This window comes from Methylotuvimicrobium sp., from assembly GCF_050611805.1.
Lineage (GTDB): Bacteria > Pseudomonadota > Gammaproteobacteria > Methylococcales > Methylomonadaceae > Methylotuvimicrobium.
Genome location: NZ_JBNGHF010000033.1, coordinates 1 through 17,453, shown reverse-complemented (window position 1 = coordinate 17,453; position 17,453 = coordinate 1). Strand labels below are relative to the sequence as shown.

Below are 17,453 nucleotides of genomic sequence, written 5' to 3'. Positions count from 1 at the left end.
TAGCGAGCGGACATACCGTTCCCTGAGCGGAGTCGAAGGGAGCGCAGTCGAAGGGAAAATCAAAGGAATCTAAAATATGACAGGTTACGTATACATACTCCGTTGCGCGGATCATAGTTATTACACGGGCAGTACAAACAACATCGAAGTCAGACTTTGGCAACATCAGAATGGACAAGGTGCTAATCACACGCGTAAACATTTGCCAGTGGAATTGGTATTTGTCGAACAATTTGATCGAATTGATGATGCTTTTGCTCGTGAAAAACAAATACAGGGCTGGAGTAGAAAAAAGAAAGAAGCGTTAATGCAAGGTGATTTTAATCAACTGCATTTGCTAGCTGTTTGTAAAAATAATACTCATTATGCCGGCGGCTTCGACTCCGCTCAGCCACCGGGGAATAAACGCTCCCTGAGCGAAGCAGAGCATAATCACTCCCTGAGCGAAGCGGGGAATAAACGCTCCCTGACCGAAGCGGTGCATAAACGCTCCCAGAGCCCAGCCAACGGAACACAAAGCTCCCTGAACCCAGTTAGCGGGACATACCGTTCCCTGAGCGGAGTCGAAGGGAGCGGAGTCGAAGGGAGCGGAGTCGAAGGGAGCGGAGTCGAAGGGAGCGGAGTCGAAGGGAACAATGAGATCGGGACAGATAATGATTAGCGTTGTAGAAATACCGAAATACGAGTCTTATAAGGATTCTGAAAACGAATGGTTTAGCGTTATTCCGGAACACTGGAAATGTATTCGCTTAAAGTACTCTCTTAAGCTCGTATCTGAAAAAATTGTCAGTGCTAAATCCGGTCTCCCCTATATTGGCATGGAAAATATAGAATCTTGGAGCGGAAAAATCTTAGGGGACAACTCAGATGTAGAGGGTTTGGCAAGTGGATTTGAACCTTCTGATATCCTTTTTGGAAAACTTCGACCTTATTTGGCAAAGGTAGCAATTCCTGATTTTAGAGGTACTTGTTCAACCGAGTTTTTAGTCTACCGAGCGACCAATGGGCAACCTCAATACTTTAGGTATTTGTTAGGTTCAAAATCATTTATTAACCTGATTGATTCGAGCACTTATGGCTCAAAAATGCCAAGGGCAAGCTCTGATTTTATCGGAAATCAATACATACCGGTTCCTAGTTCACAAGAACAAATATTCATCGCCAACTTCCTCGACATTAAAACCGCCCAAATCGACGAAGCCATTGCCATCAAACAGCAACAAATCAGCCTGCTCAAAGAGCGCAAACAAATCATCATCCAGCAAGCAGTCACGCAAGGCCTCGACCCCAACGTACCCATGAAAGATTCGGGCGTGGATTGGATTGGGATGATTCCTGAAAATTGGGAAGTGCTGGCTAATCGCACATTGTTTATTGAGCGCGTAGAATCAGGTAGAGAGGGATTACCCCTGCTTTCAGTTTCAATTCATTCAGGTGTTTCTTCTGAGGAGGTCTCAGAGGAAGATAATGTTCGTCGTCGCGTCAAAATCGAGGACAAAACGAAATATGTACTTGTTAAAAAAGGGGATGTCGCTTTCAACATGATGCGTGCTTGGCAAGGTGGAATTGGTGCTGTAACGACAGATGGAATGGTTAGCCCTGCATATATTGTTGCCAAGCCCATTGGTGCAATTGTTGCTGATTTTTTTGAGTATCAGTATCGGTGCCCTAAGTTTATACAGCAGATGGATAGATACTCTAAAGGAATTACAGATTTTCGTAAGAGATTATACTGGGATGGCTTCAAGCAGTTGAAAACAGTTGTTCCTCCTAAGAAAGAACAAGAAAAGATTATCCAGTTCATACAAGACTTGGCAACCAAGACTGAAGCAGCAGACAAGCTACTGAATGCCCAAATCGAAAAACTCAAAGAATACAAAACTACCCTGATCAACAGCGCCGTCACCGGGAAGATCAAAATCACACCAGAAATGATAGGGTACGTGTGATGACGAAAATTATCAAAGACACCCAATACGCTAACTGGATTCAGGCATTAAAACAGCAGTTTCGCCAATCACAACTCAAAGCCGTTATCAAGGTGAATCAGGCCTTGCTGCAATTTTACTGGCAGCTTGGTGGCGAAATTTTAGAAAAACAGAAAAAGACGCAATGGGGCGAGGGTTTTATTCCCCAACTGAGCAAAGATTTAATGGCGGAATTTCCTGCTGTCAAAGGATTTTCGGTTCGTAATCTTAAATATATCCGCCAATGGCGCAGTTTTTACGCTGCAATTGGGCAACAGGCTGTTGCCCAATTATGCCAACTGCCGTGGGGGCATAACCTAGCCATTATTAGCAAAACTCAAGATCACCAAGAGGCGCTGTATTATGTTCAGCAGTCATTAAACCACGGCTGGAGCCGAGCAGTACTGGTTCATCAAATGGAATCAGGCTTATGGCAGCGAGAAGGTATGGCGGTCACCAATTTTGAACAGACCCTGCCAGCCATCCAATCTGATTTAGCACAACAATCGCTAAAAGACCCTTATATGTTTGATTTTCTGACGCTAAGCGTCGATCACAGCGAGCGCGAGCTTGAACAAAGCTTGGTTAAACACATTACCCAATTTTTGCTTGAATTAGGCTCAGGCTTTGCCTACATGGGACAACAAGTGCCAATTGCTGTGGGTGAACGAGACTTCTATTTGGATCTGTTGTTTTATCATACGCAGCTCCATTGTTATGTAGTGATTGAGCTAAAAATCAACGACTTTGAACCCGAGTATGCGGGAAAACTGAACTTTTATATTAAAGCCGTCGATGAGCAATTACGTCGCGCTGGCGATCTGCCAACCATTGGCCTTTTACTTTGCAAAAATAAAGATCGCATGGTGGTGGAATATGCGCTTAGTGATATCAATAAACCTATAGGCGTATCTGAATATCAATTAACTAAATCATTACCGAAAGATTTAAAGCCAAGCCTACCGAGCGTCGAAGATATTGAAGCAGAATTTGAAACTGAGCTGTTAGGTTCTCACGAGAAAAACCACAAAGAATCATAAAGAAAGCTATTTATACCCATCGGAGATCAAAATTCGGCACCGGGGTGCCCGTCAAAGGACGCCGTAAACCCAGCACCTAAATTATCCAAGACAATTATCCATGGCCAATGGGTTATAGAATTTAGGTGCTGGGTAAATACATCCATGTAGGCTCTATGCCAGCTACATGCTGGCAAAGCCTTTGCCGAACACCCCGGCGCCTCCTAAGGCACTGCCGAAATTTGAAGTGCGAAAGGTATATCATAGGCTTGGTGATAATAGTACATTTTTAGGCGGGGTATATGGTCAGTCAAACAAACGAACAAGCGCTTGAAGCGGCGATTGAAAAATGCCTAACCGGCACTTGCTTAGAGGAGCTAAAAGCGGGCGTTCAAGAAGTAACACATGATTTTCATAATAAACTTTATAAAGTTGGTCAGGCATCAGATTTTAATAGCCAATACGCCATCGATGAACGTTTCTTCTGGCAGTTTCTGGAAAAAACTCAGGAACAAGAGCTGGCCAAGCTTCAGAAAAACAACCCGGGCGATTGGCAACGTAAGCTGCTTGAACGTTATGACCGACTGATCAAAAAGCACGGTATCTTACATCTATTGAAAAAAGGCTTAAGTGTCGATGATGCGCATTTTAACCTGCTGTATCCCGCACCACTCGCCAGTAGCAGTGAGAAAGTAACGCAGAATTTTGCAAATAACATTTTCAGCTGCACAAGACAGGTTCGGTACTCGCTTGCCAATCCGCTGCAAGAGATCGATATGGTGCTGTTCATCAATGGCATTCCTCTGGTCACGCTTGAGCTAAAGAATGCTTGGACGGGGCAGACTGCGCGTTATCACGGCCAGAAACAATACCGTGAAGACCGAGATACAACACAGCCGTTACTGACGTTTGGACGTTGCTTGGTGCATATGGCGGTGGATACGGATGAAGTTTACATGACCACCAAATTGGCTGGGAAGAGTACCTTCTTCTTACCGTTTAACAAAGGACATAATCTGGGCCAGGGTAATCCTCCAAATCCGCAGGGTCATAAAACAGCTTATCTTTGGGAAGAGATCTTCACCAAAGACAGCATGGTCAACATCATTCAGCACTTTGTTCGGCTAGATGGCGGCCGCAAAGATCCATTGCCAAAGCGAACGCTCTTCTTCCCGCGTTACCATCAGTTGGATGTTGTTCGAAAGTTGGTCGATCATGCGTCGAACAACGGCGTCGGTCAGACTTATTTGATTCAGCACTCTGCCGGTTCAGGTAAGTCAAACTCGATCACTTGGGCGGCTTATCAGTTGATTGAAACCTACCCTGCGTCTGAAGCGGTATCCGGCGGCAAAGGCTTGGAGCAGCCTTTGTTTGACTCGGTGATTGTTGTCACGGATCGGCGTTTATTGGATAAGCAACTCAGAGACAACATTAAGGAATTCTCTGAGGTCAAAAATATCATCGCCCCGGCGCATAAGTCATCCGAGCTGAAACAGGCATTAGAGAATGGCAAGAAGATCATCATCACGACCATTCAAAAATTCCCCTTTATTATTGACGGCATTAGCGATCTGAGTGATAAACGCTTTGCCGTGATTATCGATGAAGCTCACAGCTCGCAGTCGGGTTCGGCGCACGATAGCATGAACCGAGCCATGGGGCGCACAGATGTCGAAGAAGCGGAAGGTGCGCAAGACAAAATTCTGCAAGCCATGAATTCACGCAAAATGCGTGGCAATGCCTCTTATTTGGCGTTCACGGCAACCCCGAAAAACAGCACCTTAGAGAAGTTTGGCCAGAAGCAAGCAGACGGCACATTCAAACCGTTTCATCTGTATTCGATGAAGCAAGCGATTGAAGAAGGCTTTATTTTGGACGTGCTGGCCAACTACACCACCTACAAAAGCTACTATGAGATTGAAAAATCCATTGCCGAGAATCCTGAGTTTGACACGAAGAAGGCACAGAAAAAGTTAAGGGCTTATGTTGAGCGAAGCCAGCACACCATCGATACCAAGGCCGAAATCATGCTTGAGCATTTCATTCCGCAGGTGGTGAATGCCAAAAAGCTTAAGGGCAAGGGTAAAGGGATGGTGGTGACTCAAAATATTGAGGCAGCGATCCGCTACTACAAAGCCATTCGTCGTATTTTGGAAGCGCAAGGCAATCCGTTTAAGGTTCTAATCGCCTTTTCCGGTACCAAGGAAGTGGACGGTATTGAGTACACCGAAGCGGATATCAACGGCTTTGCAGAAACCGACACCAAAGACAAATTTGATACCGATGAGTATCGCTTATTAGTGGTTGCCAATAAGTACCTGACCGGCTTTGACCAACCCAAGCTTTGCGCCATGTATGTCGATAAAAAACTCGCCAGCGTTTTGTGCGTGCAAGCACTATCCCGCCTTAACCGTAGTGCGCCGAAGTGGGGTAAAAAAACGGAAGACTTGTTTGTTTTGGATTTCTTTAACTCCGCTGAAGATATTCAGGCTGCATTTGATCCGTTCTATACGGCGACTTCGTTGTCTCAGGCAACCGATATCAATGTTCTGCATGAGTTAAAGGATGCTCTGGACGAGGTAGGGGTATATGAGTGGTACGAGGTAGAGAATTTTGTTGCGCGTTTTTTTAACAATGAAGACGCGCAAACGTTAAGTCCGATTATTGATACCGCAGCGGCCAGATTTGAGAGCGAATTGGAACTGGCGCCTGAAGCTAAAATAGACTTCAAAATCAAGGCCAAGCAGTTTGTTAAGATATACGGACAAATGGCATCGATCATGCCTTATGAGATGGTGGCATGGGAAAAGCTATTCTGGTTCCTGAAGTTCTTGATCCCTAAACTAAAAGTGGCAGACCCCGATGCGGATGCCATCGATGAACTGCTGGAGTCAGTAGACTTGAGCTCATACGGTTTACAACGTGTGAAACTCAACCATGTAATCAAGCTAAACGATCAAGAAACAGAGCTCGACCCGCAAAACCCTAATCCTCGCGGTGCGCATGGCGGCGAGAAAGAGGCTGATCCGCTAGACGAAATCATCCGTACCTTTAATGAGCGCTGGTTCCAAGGGTGGAGTGTGACGCCTGAAGAGCAAAGAATTCGTTTATTGAGTATGCGAGATGCACTGACTAAGCATCCGGATTTTAAAAGTAAGTATCTGGAAAGCGCCGATCCCCACAACCAGCATTTGGCTTTTGAAAAAATGGTGAAGGAAATCATGTTACAAAAACGAAAGGATGATTTGGACTTCTATAAGCTTTGGGCAAATGATGCCGCTTTTAAAGCTTCGCTTATGAACAGTATACAGCGTATGGTTGACGGGTATATATAATGGTAAAAGCCGTATTGATCATGAAGAGCTAATTATTCACATCCCTCTATCGTTCCTACGCAGAGCGAAGGAACGATAATTGCTGTGTGACTGAATACTTACGCTATGCTTATACGCTTGTTTATTAATACTAAGAGGAGGTAAATGATGAAATTAACTTATTTGGTGTTATCGGTTTTTCTGTTGGGTTTGAGCGGTTGTGCTTCGCAAGGCTCGAAATCCGCCAGCCAGCCGATACAAACCAGCGGCACCGGCACCTTAATTATTAAACCGATCGCGTTTAAAGACGAGTCTTATATTCGAGGCGCAGTCAAAGAAGAATGCAACCTAGACGGCAAGCTATCTCAGTTCATCAAGGAAAATGCCGCGCGGCAATATGCCGAAATCCTTACCGATAGTGAAACAGGATCTGCCGACGCGAAAGTTCTAACCGTCACGATCGATGAAGTGCAAGGCGCCGCCGGCGGAGCATGGTCGGGTCCTAAAACCGTCACGATTACCGGAACGCTCACTGAAAACGGCAAAGAGTTGGGCGATTTCAAGGCCCGGCGTTATTCCGGAGGCGGCATGTTCGGCGCCTATAAAGGCACTTGCGCCATTCTGGGCCGCTGCGTTAAAACCTTAGGCCGCGATGTCGCCGAATGGATGACGCATCCGACGGCAAAGGCCGTTTTGGGCGATTTGTAAGGTCACTTTATGACTGCTATCCCCAGCTCTTGCGACGTTCTGGTGATCGGCGGCGGCCCGGCCGGTAGCAGCGCGGCCACGCATCTGGCGCAAGCCGGCATCGATGTCGTGTTGCTCGACCGGGCGACTTTCCCTCGCAATCAAGTCGGTGAAAGCCTAATTCCGCATATTTGGAAATTTACCGATATGACCGGCGTATCGGAAAAAATCGAACATGAAGGCTTTCTCGCTAAAGCCGGCAGCATCACGGTCTGGAACGGCAAGATCAAACAAATCCGCTTTTCGGACTTCGGTTATACCCGCCCCGGCCTGCATGTCGAACGCGATATTTTCGACGACATCCTGCTAAAGCATGCCCAAAGCTGCGACGCCCGGGTGTTTCACGAAGTCGCGGTCAAAAAAATCGACCTTTCCGACAGCCTTTGGCCGAAAGTACACTATACCGACAAGCGAGGCAGTAGCAACGATGAAGGCAGCATTCGTTGCCGCTTTATCATCGACGCGAGTGGCCCGAGCTCCTTGTTGGCCAACCAGTTTAAAACCCGCCGGACCATCAGTACCGAGACGAATTTTTTATCGTTGTGGGGTTATTTTACAAACTCACGATTTGTCGGCGTCGATCGTCAAAGTCATAGCGAAGACGAGCTGGCAAAAGTCAAACCGGTCACCTTTGTCATGTCCTTTGAAGATGGCTGGATCTGGCATATCGTATTGCGCGGCAAAACCAGCGTCGGCCTCATCGCGCCGACCGAACGCACCAAAGGCATGGATCGGCAACAACGGGAAGCCTTTTTTTTACAAACCTGTGCGCGCTTGCCGCATTTGAACCGCTTGCTGGAGCCTGCGAAATTTATCGAGGGCTCGCTACAATTCAGACCGAATTATTCTTATTATTCCGAGAATATCTGCGGCGAAAACTATTACTGCATCGGTGATGCCGCGGCCTTTGTCGACCCGGTATTTTCCCACGGCGTGCAAAATGCCTTATACAATGCGGCGGCGGCAACGCTGGCGATCAAAGAATCGCTCAAGCACGAACGGCACCGCTTGCGTTACAGTCAATTATGCGAAAGCCGTATGCAACAGTTTTATGGATTCTCAAGAGCCTTGTCGCTCGGCGACTTCGGGGGTAACGGCGTCAATCCGCAACTTGTTAAGAATCTGATGAAGGCGATGCAGCCGCTGGAATTGGAACTTATCCTGTTCGCCTCGGAAACCACCAATCGCTCCGAAAATTTCCGCCGCCTAGCCCGAGAAGCCGGCGTGTTAGGGCGCTTTGAGGAAAGTTTTTCCGGTAAAGCCGATGAGCGAATCGAAGCTTTGGATTTCTAAATAGAGCGCCTCGGGTTTAGTAAAATGAAATCCGATAATCTCGAAGCTTGAACCTAAAAAAAGCATTTTGTCCGCGAAACACACGAAAATATTTAAATAGCCCGTAGCCCGTATGCAGCGTAGCGGAATACGGGAATTGGGCCACGCTCCTTGGGTAAGCGGAAACGTCAGGGACAGGCAAGCAATGCCAACAGAAACAAAAATGTGATAATCGTCTCATTTTTCAATAATAAAAGGTGCATTGCCTTCATATTAGCAAGAGAATCGGCGTTAGAAATCGTTTTCGCCGGAGCGCTATTTTGTCTATTTTTTTGTTAACTCAAATTTTGTCCGGTTCTCTCGGTGCTCCGCTCGCTGTTACACACAAGTACAAATATTCTATTGTACAAAAAGCAACGACCGAGCCCCGTAGGGTACGCTATGCGTACCACGGCAACCCCACCAATGCCAAACAATCCCTTATGGTTTGATCCGAGTATGGATTCGATACTTAGGAACGAGCATGAAATAACTTAGACAACTGTTGGAGGGGGTTTGGTGGCTCAATTGACAGGTGTCGGCGGCAGGGCAGATTTTTGCTCCTCGGCAATTGCTCCTGCATTGCCCTAATACACGCCATCCATGGCGTAATGCAAAATCTGCATTCATGCCATCCATGGCAATCAGATTCCGCCGTCAAACCTACATGGACGTATTCACCCAGCACCTAAATTCCATAGTCCATTGGCTATGGTTAACTACCGTGGATAATTTAGGTGCTGGGTTCACGGCGTCCTGTCAAGCGAGTCACCAAACCGCCACAAAACCTACTACTTGTATAAGTTACTTTGTGCATATTCCTTAGCGACATGAAGGTACGCTCAGCGTATCCTACAATTTTTGTTTAACGACGAACGGAGGGCCTTGGAAACGAGGAAAAACCTTTATCCAAAAAGGAGCGGATGCACTGTGTTGTAGGTAGTTTTTTTACGCGGGAGCAAGCCTAACATTCATTTCAGCTTAATTAATCGATTAAGCAAGGCGGATTCATGAAAAAAACATTGCTGCAGATCTTCACTAGCGATTTACGCAAAAATGTATCGATGAGTCTTAGAGGTCGCTTGCTGTTGCTGGTTTTTTTCTCGTCGATTCCGGCTTTCGGTTTAATCATCTATTCGGCGATCGAGGATCAAAGGGCCGCCGAACGAGAAGCTCGAGAACAAACCCGAACTTTAGCCTTACGAATCGCAGACAAACAAAACCGGCTATTCGAAGAAACGCGCCAATTGCTGATGTTATTACCGAATATACCTTATGTCACCGTTCCCGAATTATTGCCTCTCTGTCAAGAATCCTTGCCGCGCATTCATCGCCAAAATCCTTTATTCGCCGACATTGGCATGGCGGACAGCGAAGGTAATTTATTATGCAACGCTCTGAATTTTCAAAACCCCGCCAATTTTACCGACCGGTTATGGTTTCGCCGCGCCGTCGCTGACCGTGAGTTCGCCATCGGCGATGTCATCTTCGGTCTACCTTTAAAATCGCCTGAATTGATCATGAGCTACCCGGTCTTCGCTGAAAACGGAGCATTATTGAAAGTACTCTATGCCTCGATCGACCTTGCTTGGCTTAGAGCGGCGCTGACACCGTTATTACAGTCCGACGAGACCGTGGTATCGCTCATCGATACCGACAATACCGTGTTGCTGCGCGTTCCGGATACCGATTACGAATGGACAGGGCGATCCGCGCCGGCATGGGAAATACCGAACGACAACTGCCGGGCATTCGAAGAACTTAAGGGTGTAGACGGCATTTCACGAATCTATGCCTCCGAACCCGTGCTATGGATCAACGATAAATGCATCCATGTGCGGGTCGGCGTGCCCAAAAAGGTTTTTTTCGAGCCGGTCGAATCGCGCCTGTATCGGAACATCGCCGTATTATCGGCCGCTAGCTTTGCGGCATTGTTAATTGCCTGGTTCGGTAGCCGATGGCTGGTCTTGCATCGAATGAATATTTTAACCGATGCGGCTCAACGACTGGGCGAAGGCGATTGGTCCGCGCGCGCCAACCTCGATAAATCCGATGACGAAATCGGCCGTCTCGCGCGCATATTCGACCAAACGGCCGCTCGATTACAGAGCCGCGAGGCCCGCCTGATGCAATCCGACCGGGCGCTGTCGCACGCCAACCGCGCCTTGAATGTCTTGAGCGCCGGCAATAGAGCCATGCTGCATACCGAGGACGAACAAAGCTTGCTGAATGAAATCACCCGGATGATTGTGGAAAAAGGCGGTTACCGCATGGCCTGGGTGGGATATGCCGGGTACGATGCCGACAAAAGCATCGAACCCGTGGCGCATGCCGGCAGCGATCGGGACTATGTCGACCGCCTAAAGCTTAGTTGGGGAGAAGATGGCACGCGTCATGGCGCTTGCGAACGAGCCATAGCCGAAGGCCGCCCGATAGTCGTGCCCGACATCGCCATGGCGCCGGAATATCGTTCATGTCGCGAGGCGGTTTTGCAATGCGGCTTCGCTTCTTGCATCGCACTACCATTGATCGGTAATCATGAAACTTTGGGCATGCTGATTATATATGCCACGGAATCCGATGCTTTCGACAGCGTCGAAATCGAATTATTGAAGGAAGCGGCCGCCGATTTGGCTTACGGCATTTGCAGACTGCGCGATCAAGCCCGTAGCCGGGAAGCCGACGAAATCGAAGACCTCTACAATAAGGCGCCATGCGGATATCATTCGCTGGACGAACAGGGATGCTTCACTCGCATCAACGACACCGAATTGGCTTGGTTGGGCTACGCACGGGAAGAAGTAATCGGTAAGATGCGTTTTTTCGATCTCTTGACGCCGTCGAGCCGAAAAACCTTCGAAGAAAACTTTCCTATTTTCAAAGAACGAGGCTGGATACGCGAACTCGAATTCGAGATGCTGCGCAAGAACGGCACGATTCTTCCGGTATTACTGAATGCTTCCTCGATTCGCGACGAAAACGGTAACTATGTGTCAAGCCGGTCGACCATTTACGATATCACCGATCGAAAACGCGCCGAAGAAGCGATGCTTCAGGCCAAAGAATCCGCAGAAACCTTATCCCGCATCAAAAGCGAATTTTTGGCCAATATGTCCCACGAATTACGCACGCCGCTTAACGCAATCATCGGTTTTTCCGAAGTGCTCAAAGACGAGCTGATCGGAGAAATGACGCCGGAGCAGCGAGAATATGTCACCGACATCTTTCACAGCGGCCAGCATTTACTCTCGTTGATCAACGACATCCTCGACCTGTCGAAAATCGAAGCCGGCAAGATGGTCTTGGATCTCGAAACGCTCGATATCGACGATTTACTGCGCAACAGTCTTGCTATTATCAAGGAAAAAGCCGCGGCACACCGCGTCCGGCTGCAGCTTAAAACGGCAGAACCGATAGGGCCGGCCATACTTGACGGACGTAAGACCAAGCAGATCATTTATAACTTGCTGTCCAACGCGGTCAAATTTACGCCTGAAGACGGCTGGGTGACACTACGGTCCCGCAGTGTAAGCCGCCCCGACATCGAAGCCTGGACTTCCGATGCGGAAACTTGTCTGCGAATGCCTTTGCCGGTAAACAGCTTCGAGCAATTTTTGGAATTCGAGATCGAGGATAGCGGCATCGGAATTTCTGCCGAAGACGCACCGCGCCTTTTCCATGCCTTTTCGCAATTGGATTCCTCACTGTCCCGTAAAAGCGAAGGCACCGGACTAGGTTTGGTGTTAGTATTAAAACTAGCCCATCTACACGGGGGCACCATGGCCGTGGCCAGCACGCCCGGCCAGGGCAGCCGTTTCATCGTTTGGCTGCCTTGGCGCGGCATCGGTGCCGATCGTATCATTCCCCTCCCCACTCGCCAAACCGAACTGGACTCCGGGCATTCATTGGCTCTGGTGATCGAGGATAATGCTGCGGCCGCCGAGTTAATCCGTTTGCAACTGGAACCGGAAGGATTCGAAATAGAGCTTGCCGAAAATGCTATAGCGGGACTTGAGCTACTGTCATGCCTAAAACCCGACCTGATCATTCTGGATATCCTTTTGCCGGATATGGACGGCTGGGAGCTGCTGGCCCGTATCAAACAATCCGACAGCCCCGCAACGAACATCCCGGTGGTCATCGTATCGATAGTCGCAGACGCGCAAAAAGGCTTCGCTCTTGGCGCCAGCGCGGTTTTGCAAAAGCCGGTGGGGCGAAGCGAATTGGTTAACGTGTTGAAAAAATTAAGGCCGGTAGCGCCGATGAAAGGCGTCAAAGTTTTGGTCGTCGACGACGACCCGAAATCCGTGGAGCTGTTATCGGCTTATCTACTCGAACCCGGCTATATTGTATTGAAGGCCTATGGCGGCATGGACGGCATCGCCCTAGCTAAACGCCAACGACCCGATCTGCTGGTGTTGGATTTGATGATGCCCGGTATCAACGGATTCGATGTCGTGGAAACACTGAAGCAGAACCCCGAAACCGCCGACATTCCGATTGTAGTGGTGACCGCCAAAACCTTGGCGGCAGAAGACCGCGCCGTCTTGAACGGAAACGTTGCGGCCATCATGGAAAAATCCAGTTTCAATCACAAGACTTTCGCCAACGAAGTCCGAAGAGCCTTACTACTGAACAAGAGAACAATATGACTGCGCAAATACTGGTAGTGGAAGATACTTTCATCAACATGAAACTCGTCTGCATGCTGCTTGAAAAGGCCGGCTATCGGGTGTTGCGGGCCGACAACGCTAAAGACGGCATCGCGCTGGCGCAAAGACATTTGCCCGACCTGATTTTGATGGACATTCAATTACCCGACATGGACGGGTTGGAAGCGACCCGTCTTTTGAAAGAAGCGGACGCTACAAGGCATATTAAAGTCGTCGCACTGACCGCTTTCGCAATGAAAGGCGATGAGGAAAAAATGATCGCGGCCGGTTGCGACGGCTATATCGCCAAACCGATTCAGTACAAAAATTTTCTTGGAGAAGTTGAAAAAACGCTTTCGATGAATCTCCAAAAGGAAGAACGCCATGACCATACCTAAAAAAATCTTGATTACCGACGACGACCCGATCAACCGTAAACTGGTGGAAAGCCTTTTAAAACCTAATGGTTTCGATGTTCGCAGCGTGGATTCCGGACAAGCCGCGCTGGATGCGGTCGACTTCGACCCGCCCGATTTGATTCTGCTCGATCTGATGATGCCGGGCATGGACGGCTTCGAAGTGGTCAGGCGGCTTAAAGCCGATGCCGCTACCGGTCGAATCCCTATCGTGATGTTGACGGCGCTCGATGACGCCGGCTCGCGAGCCCGACTGACTTCGGCCGGGATCTCCGTGATCCTGAACAAACCCTTGGACCGCTGGGCTTTACAAGGCTGTATCAATCAATTGCTGGGAGGCTGTCATGGGATCGAGTGATACGCCTATCGGAGAAACCAATACGGAAGGAGAACTGGAGAGGAGGAACCGGCTCTATACGATGTTAAGCCATATCAACCGGTGTATTATCCGTACCAAAGACCCTCAGGAGCTTTACTTTGCAGCTTGCCGCATCGCCATCGAAAGCGGCGGTTTCGCACTCGCATGGATAGGCTTGATCGATTCGGAAGCCGGAAGCCTGATACCGGTCGCCTCTGCCGGTAACGTCACGGTAACTCAGCTCAAGAATTTAGATGAGGGAACATTCGAAACCTTGTCGAGCGACAAGGAAACCGCCGGCGGGTCGCGCTTGGCATCCTGGACCGAAATGTCCGAGCAATTAGGCTTGCTTGAAGGCGCCTCCTTTCCGATACGGCTTGAAGGCAAGACCGTCGGCTCTTTCAATATCGCGGCAAAAGAACCGGGCTTTTTCCGCGACGCCGAAATCAATCTATTACTGGAAGTGGTGGATGATATTTCGTTCGCGATCGACATTATCCGCCGAGAGGAAGAGCGGATCGTTGCCGAGAGTAAAATGCGCTATTTCGTCTATTACGACTCCCAAACCGGCCTGCCCAGCCGCGCACTGTTCGAAGAACGCTTGGGCGAGTCTTGTTATAACGGAAATGCGCATCAAGTTGTCGTGATGGTCGTCAATCTTCGCAGACTACAAATCGTCTTGCATTTACTGGAACCCGATACCGGTCTGGCGATTATCCGGACTCTAGTCGACAGACTCGAATCGGTATTGCCGGCCGTCCCTCGCGCACGCATCGACGAGGCAAAATTCGCACTGCTATTGCAAGACCCGGAAGGCTTGCATGTCGCGGAAGAGCTGGCCTGGAAAGCTCATAAAATCCTGGCCGAGGCCGTCGAGATAGACGGGCAAGAATACTATCTCGACCCGTTCATCGGACTCGCAAGATTTCCATTAGACGGAGAACCGAAGGAGGTTCTCAAGCACGCCATACTGGCCGCCTCTTCCCCCGATACCGATACTATTTGCCGTTTTTTCTTCGCCGACATGGATGAAGGCTCGCGGCGTCAACTGAATCTCGACACCGCCTTGCGCCGTGCTCTGGAGCGCAATGAATTTATTCTGCACTATCAACCGCAATTGGATTTATCGACAGGCCGAATCGTCGGCGCCGAAGCCTTACTGCGTTGGCAAAGCCGCGATTACGGCTTGGTATCGCCGCTGAACTTCATCCCGCTGCTCGAAGAAAACGGCATGATAAACACGATCGGCGAATGGGTGCTGCAAGAGGCTTGCCGGCTCAATCGGAAGTGGCAAGACGAAGGACTCCCGCCGTTACGCATGGCGGTCAATCTTTCGGCTAGACAATTTTATGGCGGCGATATTCCGAACATAATCAAGCGAACTCTCAAGAAAACCGGTCTTGAACCGCAATGGCTGGAATTGGAACTGACCGAGAGCATCGTACTGATGGATGCCGATAAAGTCATCCGTACGATGCACGAGATATCGGCTGAAGGCATCGGTTTCGCATTGGACGATTTCGGTACCGGCTATTCATCGCTCAGTTATTTGCAGCGGCTTCCGGTTGACCGAATCAAAATAGACAAATCTTTCGTAGCCAATCTCACTTCTAATCCGAGCGATGCAGCGATCGTTCGCGCGGTCGTCGGAATGGCGCACAGTTTAGGCTTGAAAGTCATCGCCGAAGGCGTCGAAACCGAAGGACAACTGGGTTTTTTACGCGGCATCAACTGCGAAGAAATCCAGGGTTTTGTATTCAGCCGCCCATTGCCGCCCGATGATTTTACCTTGTTATTACGAGAGGGCCGAAGCATTCCGCCCAAGCAAATCGAGAAGCCGGAACGGATCGTATTACTAATCGATGACGAGTCGAATATCATTTCGGCATTGACGCGCGTATTACGACGCAAAGGATTTCGCATCGTCGGCACTACCAGTATTAAAGAAGGATTCGAATTGATGGCGATTCATCAACCGGGAGTCGTAATTTGCGACCAGCGCATGCCGGAAATGACCGGAACCGAATTTCTAAGGCGGATCAAGGACATTTACCCCGACACGATACGCATCGTGCTGTCGGGCTATACCGAGTTAAACTCTGTGATCGATGCGGTAAACCACGGCGAAGTCTATAAGTTTCTGACCAAGCCGTGGGAAGACGAAGCGCTTTGCCAAGTAATCGGCGATGCGTTTAATATTTACGAATTACGGCAAGAAAATCGCGATCTTTCACGAAAGCTAAATACAAAACGAGCTATGTTTGAATAGATTGAAAAAGGCTCTGTATGCGCCAATAGTTGAGAACACCAAAACTATTTCCGGAAACGATTGAAAATTCAAAGTGAGTCGTAGGGAACGCATCGCGTACTTTTTATGCTTGATAACGACCCAGTGAACATCGGATCAATCCCACGGGCGTGGGGAACGCGTGCCCGGTTCCAGCATGATACAGGCGATGCTGCCGACCGGGATATGGGTACGGGTACCGGTTTCGTCGATGACGACAAAGGCGCCGTCTTTGACATCGATTTGGCCTTTCTGAATGAAGACCATCGAAACGCGTTCTTTCATAGCGATGGGTTTGAGTGGTGGAAGCATCAGGAATCGGGTAACAAGAGATTTTGAAAAGGTTTGCGGTTTTTCCAGCGATAGGAGGTTTTAAAGTCGCGGATATCGGTGGACAAAATACGACCGTGCCCCAGTTTCTCCGCCAAAATGACTAATGAAGCATCAGCCAGGTCCATGGGAAGGTCTTCGTATTTTTCTATCAACTGGGAAATTCGCACTAAATCTTGAGTAGATATCGCTGAAATTTCAATGTAATTAGATTCTAATGCAGAAAGAAAACGAAGTTGGCTCCGAACGCCTAATGCTGTCCCTAACAAATAACTGGTTTCAGTAATAACGGGCCAGGTTGTAATCTATCCTTCATCCAACTCTTGAATTATCTGAACCGATTTCAGATGATGTTTATCTTTAGCGTTAAATAAAGCGTACCAAAACCCATTATCAGTCAATATCATGTTTTTCTTTCCATCCTTGGTACAAATATTCTTTATAATTTTCCGACAAGTCCTCAGGACCTCCCGCTGTACCTGTCAACATATCAAGTAAACGCTGGTTTTTTTCTTTACTCGTTAACTTAATTTTTTCAGTTTTATCATAGAGTAAGTCCAAATCTTGCTTAATAATTTCAGTCGTATTTAAATGGGTAACTTGTTGAATCGTTTTTATTTTTTTCTCATATTCTTCATCTATGCGAGCAGTAATGCGCATGTCACGTCTCCTGTCTGACTTATTGTCGGTCGACTATAACACTAAGCCCCGGCAACAGAAAGCAAGCCGCAGCCGAAGGCTTTGGCCGGGCCGATACCTCGAACGACTTGAGTTTGAAAAATATCCGCATCGGTAATCGACAATATTCCATCGAACAACACAGTGTGAACCTTGACACTATGGTGTTCTTTCGTGGTTATGATTTGCCGGTAGACCTTAGTCGGTTACACTGTTCCTGCCGCGATCAATGCCCCAGCCTTGGTTGTGATTTGCCGGTAGACCTTAGTCGGTCCTGATTAGCAAGTTTCTTCAGCTAAAGCCCAAAGATCAGCATACTCTTAGCAGGACGGGGTTCGCAAGCCATGCGCGTCAAGCTAAAAACGGCCAACCCA

Annotated in this window: 14 protein-coding genes; 10 read left to right on the top strand and 4 right to left on the bottom strand. The window is 48.5% G+C overall.

Annotated features, from left to right (window positions below; genetic code table 11):
* The first annotated feature begins 76 nt into the window (after positions 1-76).
* From ACRJJO_RS15275 to ACRJJO_RS15230, 10 genes are all read left to right on the top strand, one after another.
* Positions 77-661 carry a GIY-YIG nuclease family protein gene (locus ACRJJO_RS15275; protein ID WP_431066538.1) on the top strand — a complete coding sequence of 195 codons (585 nt, stop codon included), beginning with the start codon at positions 77-79 and terminating at the stop codon, positions 659-661.
* Entirely contained in the window at positions 654-1,949 is a 1,296-nt protein-coding gene (locus ACRJJO_RS15270; RefSeq protein WP_431066537.1) for a restriction endonuclease subunit S, read from the top strand. Before ACRJJO_RS15275 ends, ACRJJO_RS15270 begins: the two co-directional genes overlap by 8 nt.
* Positions 1,949-3,007 carry a PDDEXK nuclease domain-containing protein gene (locus ACRJJO_RS15265; RefSeq protein ID WP_431066536.1) on the top strand — a complete coding sequence of 353 codons (1,059 nt, stop codon included), beginning with the start codon at positions 1,949-1,951 and terminating at the stop codon, positions 3,005-3,007. Before ACRJJO_RS15270 ends, ACRJJO_RS15265 begins: the two co-directional genes overlap by 1 nt.
* 281 nt (positions 3,008-3,288) lie before the next feature.
* Complete coding sequence (locus tag ACRJJO_RS15260; protein WP_431066535.1) at positions 3,289-6,321, top strand: type I restriction endonuclease subunit R; 3,033 nt, start codon at positions 3,289-3,291, stop codon at positions 6,319-6,321.
* Positions 6,322-6,468: 147 nt separating this feature from the next.
* Positions 6,469-7,008 carry a hypothetical protein gene (locus ACRJJO_RS15255; RefSeq protein ID WP_431066534.1) on the top strand — a complete coding sequence of 180 codons (540 nt, stop codon included), beginning with the start codon at positions 6,469-6,471 and terminating at the stop codon, positions 7,006-7,008.
* Positions 7,009-7,017: 9 nt separating this feature from the next.
* Positions 7,018-8,340, top strand: a complete 1,323-nt coding sequence (locus ACRJJO_RS15250; RefSeq protein WP_431066533.1) for an NAD(P)/FAD-dependent oxidoreductase — start codon at positions 7,018-7,020, stop codon at positions 8,338-8,340.
* Between the two features lie 1,028 nt (positions 8,341-9,368).
* Positions 9,369-13,010 carry a response regulator gene (locus ACRJJO_RS15245; RefSeq protein ID WP_431066532.1) on the top strand — a complete coding sequence of 1,214 codons (3,642 nt, stop codon included), beginning with the start codon at positions 9,369-9,371 and terminating at the stop codon, positions 13,008-13,010.
* Positions 13,007-13,408, top strand: coding sequence for a response regulator (locus ACRJJO_RS15240; RefSeq protein ID WP_431066531.1), 402 nt, complete (start codon positions 13,007-13,009; stop codon positions 13,406-13,408). Before ACRJJO_RS15245 ends, ACRJJO_RS15240 begins: the two co-directional genes overlap by 4 nt.
* Entirely contained in the window at positions 13,395-13,784 is a 390-nt protein-coding gene (locus ACRJJO_RS15235) for a response regulator (RefSeq protein WP_431066530.1), read from the top strand. Before ACRJJO_RS15240 ends, ACRJJO_RS15235 begins: the two co-directional genes overlap by 14 nt.
* The gene (locus ACRJJO_RS15230) at positions 13,771-16,053 is read left to right on the top strand and encodes an EAL domain-containing protein (protein WP_431066529.1); all 2,283 of its coding nucleotides are present in this window, start codon (positions 13,771-13,773) and stop codon (positions 16,051-16,053) included. The genes ACRJJO_RS15235 and ACRJJO_RS15230 overlap by 14 nt, the downstream gene beginning before the upstream one ends.
* Before the next feature lie 135 nt (positions 16,054-16,188).
* On the opposite strand, the gene ACRJJO_RS15225 is transcribed toward ACRJJO_RS15230, so the two are convergent.
* The 4 genes from ACRJJO_RS15225 to cas6e all read right to left on the bottom strand — a co-directional run bounded on the left by ACRJJO_RS15225 (position 16,189) and on the right by cas6e (position 17,261).
* Complete coding sequence (locus ACRJJO_RS15225; protein WP_431066528.1) at positions 16,189-16,356, bottom strand: hypothetical protein; 168 nt, start codon at positions 16,354-16,356, stop codon at positions 16,189-16,191.
* Between the two features lie 26 nt (positions 16,357-16,382).
* Entirely contained in the window at positions 16,383-16,670 is a 288-nt protein-coding gene (locus tag ACRJJO_RS15220) for a type II toxin-antitoxin system VapC family toxin (RefSeq protein ID WP_431066527.1), read from the bottom strand.
* Between the two features lie 124 nt (positions 16,671-16,794).
* Positions 16,795-17,061 carry a hypothetical protein gene (locus ACRJJO_RS15215; protein WP_431066526.1) on the bottom strand — a complete coding sequence of 89 codons (267 nt, stop codon included), beginning with the start codon at positions 17,059-17,061 and terminating at the stop codon, positions 16,795-16,797.
* A 41-nt stretch (positions 17,062-17,102) separates the two neighbouring features.
* Positions 17,103-17,261, bottom strand: a complete 159-nt coding sequence (gene cas6e, locus ACRJJO_RS15210; RefSeq protein ID WP_431066567.1) for a type I-E CRISPR-associated protein Cas6/Cse3/CasE — start codon at positions 17,259-17,261, stop codon at positions 17,103-17,105.
* Positions 17,262-17,453 lie beyond the last annotated feature (192 nt).